General features: G+C 63.5%; 11 protein-coding genes and 2 pseudogenes. 3 read left to right on the plus strand and 10 right to left on the minus strand.

The window, feature by feature from the left end; all coding sequences use genetic code 11:
* Positions 1-358: 358 nt before the first annotated feature.
* A pseudogene (locus tag E8E95_RS06650) lies at positions 359-457 on the plus strand (LysR family transcriptional regulator); the annotation flags it as partial.
* 123 nt (positions 458-580) lie between these two features.
* Positions 581-2,011 (plus strand): annotated as a pseudogene (locus E8E95_RS06655) (IS1182 family transposase).
* A gap of 321 nt (positions 2,012-2,332) precedes the next feature.
* Here the strand turns inward: E8E95_RS06655 and E8E95_RS06660 are convergent.
* The 5 genes from E8E95_RS06660 to E8E95_RS06680 all read right to left on the minus strand — a co-directional run bounded on the left by E8E95_RS06660 (position 2,333) and on the right by E8E95_RS06680 (position 9,009).
* Entirely contained in the window at positions 2,333-2,689 is a 357-nt protein-coding gene (locus tag E8E95_RS06660) for a copper-binding protein (RefSeq protein WP_280349106.1), read from the minus strand.
* Entirely contained in the window at positions 2,686-5,844 is a 3,159-nt protein-coding gene (locus E8E95_RS06665) for an efflux RND transporter permease subunit (protein ID WP_280349107.1), read from the minus strand. Before E8E95_RS06665 ends, E8E95_RS06660 begins: the two co-directional genes overlap by 4 nt.
* Entirely contained in the window at positions 5,841-7,322 is a 1,482-nt protein-coding gene (locus E8E95_RS06670) for an efflux RND transporter periplasmic adaptor subunit (protein ID WP_280349108.1), read from the minus strand. Before E8E95_RS06670 ends, E8E95_RS06665 begins: the two co-directional genes overlap by 4 nt.
* On the minus strand, positions 7,319-8,575 hold the full coding sequence (locus E8E95_RS06675; protein ID WP_280349109.1) for a TolC family protein: 1,257 nt from the start codon (positions 8,573-8,575) through the stop codon (positions 7,319-7,321). Before E8E95_RS06675 ends, E8E95_RS06670 begins: the two co-directional genes overlap by 4 nt.
* An 89-nt stretch (positions 8,576-8,664) precedes the next feature.
* Positions 8,665-9,009: a hypothetical protein gene (locus tag E8E95_RS06680; protein ID WP_280349110.1), complete on the minus strand. Its 345-nt coding sequence runs from the start codon at positions 9,007-9,009 to the stop codon at positions 8,665-8,667.
* A gap of 553 nt (positions 9,010-9,562) precedes the next feature.
* Here E8E95_RS06680 and E8E95_RS06685 point away from each other — a divergent pair.
* Complete coding sequence (locus tag E8E95_RS06685) at positions 9,563-10,444, plus strand: serine hydrolase domain-containing protein (RefSeq protein WP_280349111.1); 882 nt, start codon at positions 9,563-9,565, stop codon at positions 10,442-10,444.
* Positions 10,445-10,602: 158 nt separating this feature from the next.
* Here E8E95_RS06685 and E8E95_RS06690 read toward each other — a convergent pair whose 3' ends face one another.
* The 5 genes from E8E95_RS06690 to E8E95_RS06710 are packed head-to-tail and all read right to left on the minus strand — an operon-like array spanning position 10,603 to position 14,006.
* The gene (locus E8E95_RS06690; protein ID WP_179059414.1) at positions 10,603-11,130 is read right to left on the minus strand and encodes a cytochrome C; all 528 of its coding nucleotides are present in this window, start codon (positions 11,128-11,130) and stop codon (positions 10,603-10,605) included.
* Between the two features lie 17 nt (positions 11,131-11,147).
* Positions 11,148-11,669: a methylamine dehydrogenase light chain gene (locus E8E95_RS06695; protein WP_280349112.1), complete on the minus strand. Its 522-nt coding sequence runs from the start codon at positions 11,667-11,669 to the stop codon at positions 11,148-11,150.
* Positions 11,670-11,684: 15 nt separating this feature from the next.
* Positions 11,685-12,296, minus strand: a complete 612-nt coding sequence (gene mauD / locus E8E95_RS06700; RefSeq protein WP_280349113.1) for a methylamine dehydrogenase accessory protein MauD — start codon at positions 12,294-12,296, stop codon at positions 11,685-11,687.
* A 3-nt stretch (positions 12,297-12,299) separates the two neighbouring features.
* Positions 12,300-12,839 carry a MauE/DoxX family redox-associated membrane protein gene (locus tag E8E95_RS06705; protein WP_280349114.1) on the minus strand — a complete coding sequence of 180 codons (540 nt, stop codon included), beginning with the start codon at positions 12,837-12,839 and terminating at the stop codon, positions 12,300-12,302.
* Between the two features lie 12 nt (positions 12,840-12,851).
* Positions 12,852-14,006 carry an amine dehydrogenase large subunit gene (locus E8E95_RS06710; RefSeq protein ID WP_280349115.1) on the minus strand — a complete coding sequence of 385 codons (1,155 nt, stop codon included), beginning with the start codon at positions 14,004-14,006 and terminating at the stop codon, positions 12,852-12,854.
* Between the last annotated feature and the right edge of the window lie 254 nt (positions 14,007-14,260).

The raw sequence follows: 14,260 nt of genomic DNA on the forward strand, positions 1-14,260 counted from the left end.
CGGTAGCCTCAAGCGAGCTTTGTGCACGCTCGCCGTGCTCCTGTTACTGACAGGATCCCAGGATTTCCCAGGCGCTGCCTTTGGCGGGCGTATCCTGAGCGAACCACCATTTGATCCGGTAGTTATAGCCCTTGTAACCGGCCTTGGAACCTGCTTTGACGTACGGGCTGTCGGCGCTCCCGCATGGCGCAGGCCTGATTGCTCGCACGACGCGTCGTCCTGGCTTCCCAGGGCCGGGCGCAAGTCTGATCCGCGGGTAACGGAGCCGGGGCGGGACAGGCCCAGGTAGTCGACGGCAAAGTTGTCATCGTTATCCGCCCGGTGCCTTCGAGGATGTAGCACCGCTCGTCGTAGTCGCACTCGCATCTCGGTCTACGCACTGACGGAAACACGGCTGCTTCCTGCGAAGACCCTGCGGTCCGTCGAGTTCATACGCGACCATCTCAACAGTGCTTAATGCCTGACGACTGGATAGGGGGCATCCCGACGCAAACGAATGTCTCCTTCTGGCCCAGGCCGTGTAAAAACGTGGCTCGCGCCCTTGCTATGCTGCCGGCGGGTCTCATAGCGGGGGCAGTCCATGAAGCGTTTCATCCAGGGCGAGTGTCGAGGCCAAAGCACTTTGTTGCCCGAGAGCCTGGATGATTACGTGGCGGACACCAACCCGGTGCGGGTAGTCGATGTGTTCGTCGATTAACTCGACCTTGGCCGACTAGGTTTCGACGGCGTGATTCCGGCGGAAACCGGTCGGCCCGCTTACCATCCCGCCGTCCTGCTGAAGATCTACATCTACGGCTACCTCAACCGCATCCAGTCCAGTCGCCGCCTCGAACGCGAGGCACATCGCAACGTCGAGCTGATGTGGCTGACCGGACGCCTGATGCCGGACTTCAAGACTATCGCCAACTTCCGCAAGGACAACGGCCGGGCGATTCGTCGGGTCTGCCGGCAGTTCGTGGTGCTGTGCCAGCAGCTCGGTCTGTTCGCCGAGGCGCTGGTGGCCATCGACGGCAGCAAGTTCAAGGCGGTCAACAATCGCGACCGCAACTTCACCAGTGCCAAGCTGCAACGGCGGATGGAGGAGATCGAGTCCAGCATCAGCCGCTACCTGACTGCGCTCGACACTGCTGACCGCCAGGAGCCGGCGGCGGCACAGGCCAAGGCCGAACGCCTGCACAGCAAGATCGCCGCCCTGAAAACCAAGATGCAGGAACTTCGGGATATCGAGGGCCGACTTGAGGCCGCGCCGGACAAACAGATCTCCCTGACCGATCCCGACGCACGCTCGATGATGACGCGCGGCACCGGCCTGGTTGGTTACAACGTCCAGGCCGCTGTCGACACCAAACATCATCTGATCGTGACGCACGAAGTCACGAACGACGGCGTCGACCGGGATCAATTGAGTGCCATGGCCAAGCAAGCGCGGGACGCGATGGGCGTGGAGTCACTCTCGGTGGTCGCCGACCGGGGCTACTTCAAGAGCGAGGAAATCCTCGCCTGCCACGAGGCTGGCATCACCGCTTTTGTACCCAAGGCCAAGACCTCGGCCGCCGCCGCAGCGGGTCGCTTTGGTCGCGATGATTTCATCTACGACGTGGCCCACAACGAGTACCGCTGCCCAGCTGGAGAACGCCTGATCTGGCGTTATGCGACGGTTGAGAAAGGCCTGAAGCTGCACCGTTACTGGAGTTCGAACTGCCAAGACTGTGCGTTGAAGGATCAGTGCACACCGAGCGCACAGCGGCGGGTGAGTCGCTGGGAACATGAGGCGGTGCTTGACGCGATGCAGTCCCGCCTGGATCAGGCACCGGAGATGATGCGCATCCGCCGCCAGACGGTGGAGCATCCATTCGGCACATTGAAGGCCTGGATGGGCGCCACCCATTTCCTCACCCGAACGCTCGAGCGGGTGAGCACGGAAATGAGCCTGCATGTGCTCGCCTACAACTTCAAACGGGTGCTGAACCTGCTGGGCAATAGTGCGCTGATGGCGGCGATGAAGGCTTGAACCCCATTAGCGGCCCGCTGAGATCGTCGCAAGGCATCGCGGAAGCAGCACTTGCCCGAATCAGTTGAATGACTTGGATGGACACGCAGGCGCCCATAGGGCCTCTGGGCGCCGCTAAAACAATCCAATCTCCAGCTATCCATCACCCGCTGCATTTTTACACGGCCTGGGCCGATAGCTGCCGTTCACGGTGGGGCAGTTTCCGGCCAGGTGCAGCCATTCCCTTTCTGACAACGGATTCGGGCAGCCAAAGTGCTTAGGTTGCGTCTGAGGCGGGGTCGACATCCCTTGCGGACACATCGCGCCCCGCTGTTATTGTCGTTACTCCTGCGCCCGCTTGATCGACACAATCGTCGCGTTCATACCGTCGGCCTGGAACTCGAAGGTCACCCGGTCGCCGACTTTCAGCCCTTTGAGCTGCTCTGCTGTGGCCTTGAAGCCCATGGTCATCGGTGGCCACTGCAGGGACGGCACGGCGCTGTGAGCGAGCGTCACCACTTGCTTCTGGTTATCGATGGCCCTGACCGTGCCGGTGGCCTGGGCGGTGGGAGCCTGCTCCACAGCTTGCTGCTCTGGAGTGGTCTTGGCGTCCATGTTCATTCCCGGCATGTCTTCGGCGAACGCCGGAAAGGACAACGCAGCCACAGCGCTGGTGATGGCGATCAGAATGTTCTTCATAGGGTTTCTCCTTGGCGGATGGTGGATACAGCAGAAAGGTGGCGGCGCCGCATCAGTCGGTAGGCCGCCGGCAGGACGAACAGGGACAGTAGAGGCGCGGTGACCATGCCGCCGACCATGGGGGCGGCGATGCGGCTCATGATCTCGCTGCCAGTGCCGCTGCCCCAGAGGATCGGCAGCAGGCCGGCGATGATCACTGCCACCGTCATAGCTTTGGGTCGCACGCGTTGCACAGCGCCTTCGCGAATTGCGGCAAGCAAGCCATGCTCGGTCTTGTCGCCATTGTCCTGGCGCCCGGTCCAGGCATTCTTCAGGTAGAGCAGCATGATCACGCCGAACTCGGCGGCGACCCCGGCCAGGGCGATGAAACCGACACCGGTGGCCACCGACAGGTTGTAATCGAGCAGGTAGAGGAACCACACGCCACCGGTAAGCGCGAACGGCAGCGTGGCCATGATCAGCAAGGCTTCGTCGAATCGGGCGAAGGTCAGGTAGAGCAGCACGAAGATGATCAGCAGGGTGGCCGGAACCACCAGCTTGAGGCGCGCGTTGGCCCGTTCGAGAAACTCGAACTGGCCCGAGTAGGCGAGGCTCACGCCCGGTTGTAGCTTGACCTGCTCGCTGACGACCCGGCGCAGATCGGCTACCACCGAGGCGATGTCCCGGCTACGCACGTCGATATAGACCCAGCCGGACGGCCGCGCATTCTCGCTTTTCAGCATGGGCGGGCCATCGCTGACCCGGATGCGCGCCACGGTCCCTAGCGTGATCTGAAGTCCCTGGGGTGTGTAGATCGGCAGTTGCTCCAGGGCGTCGGGTGAATCGCGCCACTCCCGTGGATAGCGCACGCTGATCGGAAAGCGTGCCAAGCCCTCGACGGTTTCACCAATGGTCTCGCCGCCGATGGCGCCGGCCACGATCGACTGCACATCGGCGATGTTCAATCCGTAGCGCGCGGCGTCCTGGCGATTGATGTCGACATCGATGTAGCGTCCCCCGGTCAGGCGTTCGGCCAGCGCCGAGCTGACGCCCGGCACCGTTTTTGCGGCGCGCTCGACGGCTTGTGTGGCCGCGTCGATCTCCGCGAGGTTGGAGCCAGCGACCTTGACCCCGATCGGGCTTTTGATCCCGGTGGCAAGCATGTCGATGCGGTTGCGTATCGGCGGAATCCAGATGTTGGTCAGCCCCGGTACTTTCACCACCTGATCCAGTTCGTCCACCAGCTTTTCCGGGGTCATGCCGGGCCTCCACTGCTCGCGGGGCTTGAACTGGATGGTGGTTTCGAACATCTCCAGGGGCGCCGGGTCGGTGGCAGTTTCGGCGCGTCCGGCCTTGCCGAAGACGTGCTCGACTTCAGGCACTGTCTTGATGAGGCGATCGGTGATTTGCAACAACTGGCTGGCCTTCTGCGCCGACAGACCCGGCAGCGCCGAGGGCATGTAGAGCAGGTCACCCTCGTCCAATGGTGGGAGGAACTCGCCGCCCAGTCGCGAGATCGGCCATAGGGTGCTCAAGAAAATCAGCAAGGCGACTGTCATGGTGATCTTGGGATGGCGCAACACCCGATCCAAGGCAGGTTGGTAGAGCCGGATCAACCAGCGGTTCAGCGGGTTCTGCTCCTCCTTGGGGATATGCCCGCGAATCCAATAGCCCATCAACACCGGGACCAGGGTCACCGACAGCCCGGCGGCGGCCGCCATCGCATAGGTCTTGGTGAAGGCCAGCGGGCCGAACAAGCGGCCCTCTTGGGCTTCCAGAGTGAACACCGGGATGAACGACAGGGTGATGATCAGCAGGCAGAAGAACAGCGCCGGCCCGACTTCGGCGGCGGCCTCGGTCATCACGTGCCAGTGGTGCTCGCCCTTCAACGTCTCACCGGGGTGAGCGGTATGCCAGGCCTCGATTTTCTTGTGGGCGTTCTCGATCATCACCACGGCGGCGTCCACCATGGCGCCGATGGCGATGGCAATCCCGCCCAGGGACATGATGTTGGCATTGATGCCCTGGTAGCGCATGACGACGAAGGCGATCAGTACGCCGATCGGCAGGGAGATGATCGCCACCAGAGAGGAACGCAGATGCCAGAGGAATACCGCGCAGACCAGGGCCACCACGATGAACTCTTCCAGCAGCTTGTGGCTGAGGTTTTCCACTGCGCGATCAATCAGCTGGCTGCGGTCATAGGTGGTGACGATCTCCACCCCAGCCGGCAGGCTCTTCTGTAGTTCGCCCAGCTTGGCCTTGACTGCCGTGATGGTCTCGCGCGCGTTCTTACCGCTGCGCAAGATCACCACGCCGCCCACGGTCTCACCCTCACCATCGAGCTCGCTGATGCCCCGGCGCATCTCCGGCCCCTGTTGGATGGTAGCCACGTCGCCGAGGGTGACCGGCACGCCACCAATACCGAGCTTGAGCGGCACCGCACGGAAATCGTCCAGAGTCTTCAGGTACCCGGAGGCACGCACCATGTACTCGGCTTCGGCCATCGCCAGAACGGCGCCGCCGGCTTCCTGATTAGCTTTGCCAATGGCTTCGATCACAGCGTCCTGGGTGATCCCCAGGCTGGCCAGCCGTACCGGATCGAGTTGCACCTGGTATTGCTTGACCATGCCGCCCACGGTCGCCACTTCGGCGACATTGGGCAGGGTCTTCAGCTCGAACTTGAGGAACCAGTCCTGTAGGGCGCGCAGTTGCGCCAGGTCGTGTCCGCCAGTGCGATCTACCAAGGCGTACTGGTAAATCCAGCCCACCCCGGTGGCATCTGGCCCCAACGCCGGCTTGGCAGTGCTCGGCAGCCGGCTTTGAACCTGGCTGAGGTACTCCAGCACCCGCGAGCGGGCCCAGTACAGGTCAGTACCATCCTCGAAGATCACATAGACGAAGCTGTCACCGAAGAAGGAGTAGCCGCGCACCGTCTTCGCTCCCGGTACCGAAAGCATGGTGGTAGCCAGCGGGTAGGTGACCTGGTTCTCGACGATCTGCGGGGCTTGGCCCGGATACGGCGTGCGGATGATCACCTGGACGTCGGAGAGGTCCGGCAAAGCGTCGATCGGCGTGTTCTGCACGGACCAGATGCCCCAGGCAGTCGCGAACAGGGTGGCCAGTATGACCAGAAAGCGGTTGGCCACCGACCAGCGGATCAATGCGGCGATCATGGCTGGCCTCCGAGTTTTTCCAGGCGCTCGACCAGCAGTCCCTCGTCGGTCTGGCGCACGGCCACGCGCACTTTGTCGCCGGCCTTGATGCCGACCATCAGGGCCGGGTCGGCCAGCGGGAAGGTCATGGTCATGCCGGGCATACCCAGCGTCTTGAAGGGCCCGTGGGCAAGGGTCACCCCGGCCTTGTCGATGGCCATGACCTGACCTTCGGCTTCATGCAGGCTGGTCGGTGCTTCAGTCATTGGCGTCTCGATCTCAGCAGCGGTCAGCCCTTTGAGGCTGGCTTCGGAATCGAGCAGGAACTGCCCGGAGGCGACCACCTGTTGGCCTTCCGCAAGCCCTTGGGTCACCACCGTCTTGCCGGCGCTCTCCGGCCCGAGGCGGACTTCCACCGGCCGGTAACGCCCACCGTCTTCGGCGAGCATCACCAGGGCACGCCGGCCGGTGCGAATGACGGCTTCGCTGGGCAGCCACAGAACGTTCTGTGACGTGGACCGGTCCAGGCGGACCTGTGCGGTCATGCCGGGCCGCAGGCGAGCGTCCGGATTGGGCAGTTCCACTCGCACCCGTAGTGTGCGGCTGTCTGGATTGGTTTCCGGCAGGATGGCATCGACAGTCCCGGTAAGAGCTTCACCGGGAAAGGCCGGCAGGCGGGCTTCGACCGATTGGCCCTGGGCGATGCCCCCAGCCTCGGATTCCGGTACCGCCAGGCTAAGCCAGACGCTGCCGAGGCCGTTGATCCGGGCCAGCGTGGCGCTTGCTGCCACCGTCATGCCAGTGCGCACGTTCAGCTCCTGAACCACACCGCTAATGGGGCTGGCCAGGGTCAGGACTGCTTGCGACTTGCCGCTGCGTTCCACTTGGCGAATCAGCGACGTCGGCATACCGAGCAGGCGTAGACGCTGGCGGGCCGCAGCCAGCAGCTCGGCATCACCGCTGTGCTTGAGCGCGAGGAACTCCTCTTGAGCGGCGGCCCAGTCTGGGATCAGTAGATCGACCAGCGGCTCCCCGGCCTGGAGCACGTCTCCTGGCGCACGGGCATAGACCCGCTCCACGAAGCCGGCAGCGCGGGTTTGTACCACGGCGACCTCGCGTTCGTTGAAGGCGAGCACGCCAACCACTTCCAGACTGTTGGCCAGCGATCCACGGCTGACGGTGGCCAGGCGCAGGCCCAGGTTCTGCGTCAGGCTGGGGTCGATGCTGATGGCGGCACTGTCGGCGGTGGCGTCGGCATACCTCGGCACCAACTCCATGTCCATGAAGGGCGACTTGCCCGGTTTATCGAACTTCTGCTGCGGGTACATTGGGTCGTACCAGTACAGCACTTTGCGTTCGACTTGCGGCGCAGATACGGCTTTCGCGCTGGTAGCCGGTATGGCCGTCATGGGGCGTTGCGCGAACCAGTAACCACCGGCGGCCCCCAAGGCCAGGGACAGGCCTGCCAGTGCCACTCCGGTCCAGATACGTGCGGTCATGGGTGCGTTTCCCCGTAAGTGAAGTAGAGCTTGGCGCTGGTCAGGGCACGCTCGCCTTCGAGATCGACCTGCTTGAGGCGCGCCTCGATCTGTTCGCGGCGGGCGGCGATCACGGCGGCCAGCTCGCCCGTACCGGCGCGGTAACTGGCCGTGGTCAGGTCGACTTTTTCCTGGGCGAGGGGCAGCAAGCTGTCCTGACTACGACGGACAGCACGGTCCAGACGCTGGTACTCGGCCAGGTCCGCTTCCAGTTGCTCGGCATGCTCGCGGACGAGCGCCTCGCGCTCGGCCTCCAACTGATTGAGCTCGGCATGCCGGGCTGCGATCTTGGGGTTCTGCCGCGAGCCGGGAAACAGCGGCAAGTCGAAGGTGAACTGCACGCTCACCATGTCGCCAAACTCGCGACCACGGCGCTGGTAATCGACCTCCCAGCTCCAGTCGGACTGCTTTTCCGCCTCGGCCTCTCGCACCTTGGCCTCCGCTTCGCGGGTAATCGGCGCGAAGGCTGTCAGTTCGGGATGCACTTGCAGTTTGTGGGCATAGCCTGCGGGGGCGATCGGCCAGGTTGGCAGGTCGCCGGCCAGCGGCTCGTCGGCGGCGGGCCCGATCCAGCGGCGCAGGGCGGCGCGGGCTGTGGCTTGCTGAGTGGCCAGTTCATCCTGACGCTCAGCCAGGTCGGCCGCCTCCTGCTTGGCCGTGACCGCGTCGGCGGCGGGTGCTCGCCCTCCGGCGATCTGCGCCCTTACGGTGGCAGCCAGCAGACGGTTTTCCCGGAAAAACGCCTCGAACAGTGCTTGCTTGCGTTCCACGGTGTGGCGACTGATCCAGGCCAGCGCGGCAGCTTGGCGTACCTTCAGGCGTACGACGCGGCGTTCGGCCTCGGCGCGATCGACGGCGGCTTCGGCCACTTCCGTGCGGGCCCGGCGCTTGTCGCGGTTGGGCATTTCCTGCATGACCCCGACCATCTGCATGGTCATGAAGTCGCGATCCAGGCTCCAGCGGTCTTCGCCCTCGATGGGGACGTTCTGCACGCCCAGGGCGAGCTTCGGGTCCGGCAGTTCGCCGGCCGGTATCGCGGCATTTTTTGCCGCGTCCAGCTTGGCCGCTTGAGCGACCAGAGACGGTGCATTGCGCTCTGCCAACTGCAACGCGTCGTCCAGCGACAGCGCAGCCCCCTGGCTCGGCAAGGCAAACAGCATCATTGCCAGGGCAGCCGCAACAGGCAGCCCGAGGCAAGGACTCAAGGAGGTCATCTGACGATTCCTCTGAAATTTCAGCGCATAGGCGCGTGCCCGCCCGCAGTCGCAAGTGATGCAGGTGGGAGTTCAGACAGGGAGAGGAATCAGGCGCAGGGAGGTCGCCAGAGGTCGGCAGGGGAGCGGTCGGGAACGGCTACTGGGTGAGTCTCGGCGAGCACGGGGCCGGTCAGGGTGACCGGTGGTTTCACGATCGAAACCTGGAGCATGCTGCCGGTCTTGCATTCCTGGCCCGGCTTGCAGGCCTTCTTGCCATGCTCGGCCATCTTGCCGTGGTCCTGGCAGCAGTCCATATCCATGTCGGCCATCATGCTCATGCCAGCAGCCTGCATGGGACAGGGTTCGGTCGGCGTCTCGATGCCCGCCATCCCGCCCAGGGGAAGCGTCAGGCTGATCAGAAAGATGAGGAGGAGCCGGAGGTGGCGTTTCATGCAGCAGAGTTTAGTTGTTGACTAAGAGGTGGGGCAATTACGGGATGCCGATTTTCGTAGAGGCAAGCGAGGCGATCCGTCCGCTTTCGAGCGATTTTGATTAATGACGACGGCTGCTTTTGGCCGATCGCTGCTGCTCACGGTGGGGCAGTTTCCGGCCAATATCTGCCTGATGGAACTCGCTGAAATCAACTTATAGCGGACATTCGGGGTACGGCCAGTTGAACGTTCAAACACCACGATGCAGTTACGATTCTCCATCACGAAGTCGAGCAGGGTATTTACCTTGAAGGGTATTTGCCCACACGACGGCATGTACAGGTAACGCTTACCGCTATCCTTGCTGCTTTGACGGTCGTGCTGGCCTTACTACAACCCCGCAACTAGCCCTTACTGCTGCGTGGGTAGAGCAGCCAGACGTCCACGATTCAGCGGCTCGCTAAAGCAAACGCCCCCCTTGATCGCTGATCAATCCCGAGTAATCTCCCGATGCTTGGTGAAACGACTTGGCTCTGGACGCTCGGTTTTGCTTACCGAATAAGGACATTTATCAATGCTTTTTTCCGTCGTATCGAACGGTGATCTGCTAGCCCCCACGCAGCCTGACGCAGTAGTGCCCTGGTGGAGTTTCACCAAGACCGTGTTGTCTGCTGCTGCCTTGTCACTCGTGCGTGACGGCCTGATTGAGCTTGATGAAGTACTTCCGGAAGGCTCGTTCACTTTGCGTCAGTTGCTGCGCCATCAGGCGGGGTTGGCGGACTACGGTGAGCTGGCTGAGTACCATGCAGCCGTTGCTCGTGGTGATACGCCCTGGACGACTGAGGAGATGTTGAATCGGCTTGAGGCCTCCAGGTTGCGTTATCCGCCCGGAACTCAATGGCGCTATTCCAATGTGGGTTACCTGTTCGTGGCGCGACTTATTGAGCGTCTGACTGGCCTTTCGCTGCAGGAGGCGCTGAAGGAACGTGTCTTGGCGCCTCTCGCCGTACCGCATGTGTCGCTCGCAAGGTCAGGCGAGCAGTTGGGCGGTATCTGTCGGGGAGTAATGCCCGGCTACGATCCGGGCTGGGTTTATCACGGCTTGCTGCTCGGCACGCTTTCGGACGCGGCCTTACTGCTGGAACGGCTGTTGAGTGGGCAACTGCTCCCTCATTCGTTGCTTCAGGAGATGCAGGCGGCGCTCGTCCTTGGGGGACCGATTCCTGGTAGACCCTGGACCGCTCCCGGATATGGCCTCGGCTTGATGATTGGCGCTGTAAGCGACGGTCTGACGCTTTGCGGACACACGGGAAGCGGACCGGGCAGCACAGTCGCGGTCTATCGCTGTGCCCACGCAGGCAACTCTGCAAGCTGCGCTGTTTTCAGCGAGGGCGATGACCAGGGGGCCGTGGAAGCAGCCGTCTTGAGACATCTTTTGGAGGTCCTGGGCAGTTAGCCCGGGAGTTGAACCACGGGGTCGAAGGACTGATCGCGGCTTCGGGCCTCGATCGTTGGGTTTCGCTTCGCTCTAGCGGAGCGCCGCCCGCACCAACCTACAAGGCAGGCAAAAAAAAGCCCGCCATAAGGCGGGCTGCAAGCCGTCCAGCATAAAACTCAGTAGGCGTTGTCCATGCCATCGTCGATGGCGATGCCTTTTTCGCGCATCTGCTTGATCAGGCCGGCGCGGGTGTCCGGCAGGTTGAGCAGGGTGACGCTGCGGATCTTGGCGACTTCGGCCTCGGTGTAGGGCTTGTAGTCGTCCGGCACGCTGCTGCCGGCAATGCCGTCCTTGCGCATCATCCAGTTGATCAGTTCAGCCAGCTGGGCGTTGTTCAGCGCCGACTGGGACATGCCCGGCACGCGGACCAGGAACTCACGACCACCTTCCACTTTGAGGAAGTTGCCGACGAAGCCTTTCATCTTCGGCGTGTCGTTGGCCTTGGAGCCGGTGCCGTCGCCCAGGTGGCAGCCAGCGCATTGCAGCTGGTAGTTCACCGGGGTGCTGTAGCCGGCCTGGGAGATGGGCGTTTGCGGCGCTTCGTTGCCCGGCGCGTGCTTCTGGTTCGGGTCCGGAATGGCGCGAGCCATGGCCAGCGGGGCCGCCATTGCGCACATCAGTCCGGCAATCAACAGGTAACGCATGGCAGCCCTCCGGCGGGTCAGATCGCGACGCCGCGGATGATGGAAACGGTGCAGTGGTAGATGTGCGACTTGGCCGCGAGGCACCAGTTGACGTCGTTGTTGTTGAACGGACGGTACGCCGGTTCCTCGCTGTCGTTGCGGGTACAGGCGCACTGGGCGCAGCTGTGCTTACCGCAGCAGTCGTTGTAGGAAATGATGTAGTCCTTGTTGTCGGCCGGGTTGCGGCAGGTGCCGATCCAGGTCACCTGGGAGGCCTCGGTGCCGGGCGGGCAGGAGGTCACCGAGCCGCCGCAGCAGCTGCACAGGAAACCGTCGACGGAGCAGTAGCGCCAGTAGTCGCAGCTGTTGGGATCACCCGGGTCGCCGGCCATCGGTTTGTCGGCGGCCAGGGCCTTGGCGGTGCGGTCGATCGGCAGCAGCACCGGCAGGGCGGCGCCGGCAACCATCAGGGAACCGATGCGGCCGAGGAGTTTGCGCCGGGAGGTGGTGTCGGCGACATGGCGCGTGGAGCGCTCGAAAAGGCGGTCTAGCAGTTTCATGGAGGGCTCCCTTCCTTAGTGGTTGTGCGCGCCGTGGTCGTGCGCGTGGTTGTGCAGGTAGTGCTGCAGGGTGGCGCTGCCCAGGTGTTCAGCCTCGAACAGGCTGTCCAGGTGCTCGCGGGAGTTCACCAGGCCTTTGGAGCGCAGCACACCGGCCTTGTCGACCAGGGCGGCGTAGGGGAGCTTGCCGATCTGGTAGGTCATGCCCACTTCCGGGCCGACCACGTAGGTGGCGTCTTCCAGCTTGTGCTCGGTGATCAGTGCTTGCTGGGCGTCCATGTCGCCGTCGCTGACGTAGATCACTTCGAGGCGATCGGCCTGGTCCTTGGCGATGGACTTGATGGCCGGCAGCAGGGATTTGCAGATCGGGCAGGTGGGCGAGAGGAAGAACAGCAGTTGGGCTTTCTCGCCGGCGTAGCCGAAGTTCACCGGGCGGCCGTTACGGTCGGCAGCGGTGACTTTCGGGGCGGGTTCGTTGACGGCCACGCCTTTGTCGACCATCAGCGCGCCGGCCGGGGCCAGACGGCCGTGGAGTACACCAATTTGACGCACCAGGCCCATGACGGCGAAGGCCAGAGCGATCAAGAGGCACCAGAGCAGGACGTTGGAAACGATAAGGGCTTCCATATTTCACCTTCCAATGAGTTTGAGCAGACGGGGAGCGTTGGCCATCAGGCCATCCGCAGCGGCATACAGGAGCAGGGTCGCGGCGCTGGAGGCGATTACGACAAAGATGTCGAATGCACCCAGCTCGCGGCTGTGGGGGGCGACGCTGGCGACCAGCGCCAGGCTCACCAGTACGGCGTTACGCGCCAGCAGCACCGGGCGGATCGGCTGGGCCTGTTCAGGGCCTGCGCAACCGCAGTCGATGTCGCGGCGGCCGCGCCACAGGTTGATGGCGATGGCCCCGGCGTAGCCGGCCAGCAGCGCGGCGGCGGCCAGTGCTGCAGCGTGACGGCTGGCGGGCACCAGCAGGGCGAAGGCCACGGCCACTTCGATGAAGGGCACGAGACGCGACACCGGGCGTACCAGACCGCGCGGCAGCAACTGGTAATCCTCCACCTGGTTGGCGAAGCGCGCTGGCGCACGCAGCTTGTGGGTCGCCGCGCTGGCCAGGATCACCGCGACCGCGAGGGCGGCGGCGATGATGAATATGGGATCAAGTTGCATGGCTGCACCTCGTCAGTGGCTGAGGATCTGGGTCGCGGTCTTCTGGATGCGTTCCATGGTGCCGGTGTGCTTGCCGCTCTTCAGGTCGAATACTTCCAGTCCGCCGGCGATGTTGGTGCCCAGCAGCAGGGGGTTTTCGTCGCTGGTGGCCTGCAGGCTCCAGATCGGGTTCGGTGCTTCCAGGGTACCGATGCGCTTGTGCGTCTTGAGGTCGTAAACCCAGACGATCGGGCTCGGGTCTTCCCACTTCATCGCCTCATGGGCGTCATGCATTAGCACATACAGACGATTCAGCTTCGGCGCGACGGTGATCAGCTGCCAGCCGCCAGGCGCCCAGCCAGCCTTCTTCTCGGCGGCGTCGGTCACCAGCTCCCAGGCTTCGAGGACCTTCGGCTCTTTGCCGGAGAAGTCCACGCCGCGCACGGTGCCGGTGGTGGTGACGAAGTAGTAGATGTCGCCCACGGCGTAGGCGCGTTCAACCAGCTTCTCGGCGTTGGGGTCGAAGAAGGCGGTGTGGGTGCGGGAGACTTCCTTGCCTTCGTCGTTCAGCGTCACCAGTTGCACGCTGCCGTCACCGCACAGGGAGGCGAAGGAACGCTTGCCCACCGGGTAGTTCAGCACGCAACCAGGGATGGCGATTTCGCCGGCTACGGCCTTGGCCTTGACGTCGACCACGGTCACCGAAGTGGACGGGGTGAAGTTGTAGACGTAGACGAAGCGGTCATCGGTGCTGGTGCCCAGGGAGTAGCGCTGGGTCAGGGCCTCGGCGCGCTTGGTGGGGATCAGCACTTCATAGGAGGGGGACAGGGTGCTGGTGTCCCACGCGGTCAGCACGTCGGTGCGGGTGCCACGGGTTCCGCGGGAGTAGAACAGGTCGGCGGTGAACAGCGTCTTGCCGTCGCGGCTCAGGGTAGAGGGCGCGGCGAAGCCGGTCGGCACCATGCCGAGCATTTTCTTCTTCTCGGGGTCGACCACAGTCACGCGACCGGCGACGAAGCTCTCGAACTCGACGTCGACGATATACGCGCGGTGCGGTTCCGGCGGGAAGGGCAAGGTGGTCTGGCCGATGCCTGTATCGGCCGGCAGCTCGGCACTGGCATTGCCGAGGCCGATGAGCGAGACGCCCAGGGCCAGCGTTGATTGGGCGAGGATCCTGGTTATTCGCATTGGGGCGGCTCCCTGAATTATTGGACTTTGTTGCGGGTGCAGGGCAGAAATCTGCAGTCCTAGTCTGCCCCTGGCCGTCGGCGGGGAGCTTGTTGTCCGTGCCAACCCCTTGTGTGCCTGTGCCACTTCTTTTGGCAGGCTGCCAACGCTTTGGAGAACGCGCCAGAAAGCATAGACCCGGTGCGGGATGTGATGGGGGAGGGTGCTGGTCGGGTGGGGGGCGCCGGATCGCAGCGATGGGGCAGCTGCGCTGC

It is taken from the genome of Pseudomonas sp. BN414 (genome assembly GCF_029871275.1).
GTDB classification, from domain to species: Bacteria; Pseudomonadota; Gammaproteobacteria; order Pseudomonadales; family Pseudomonadaceae; genus Metapseudomonas; species Metapseudomonas resinovorans_C.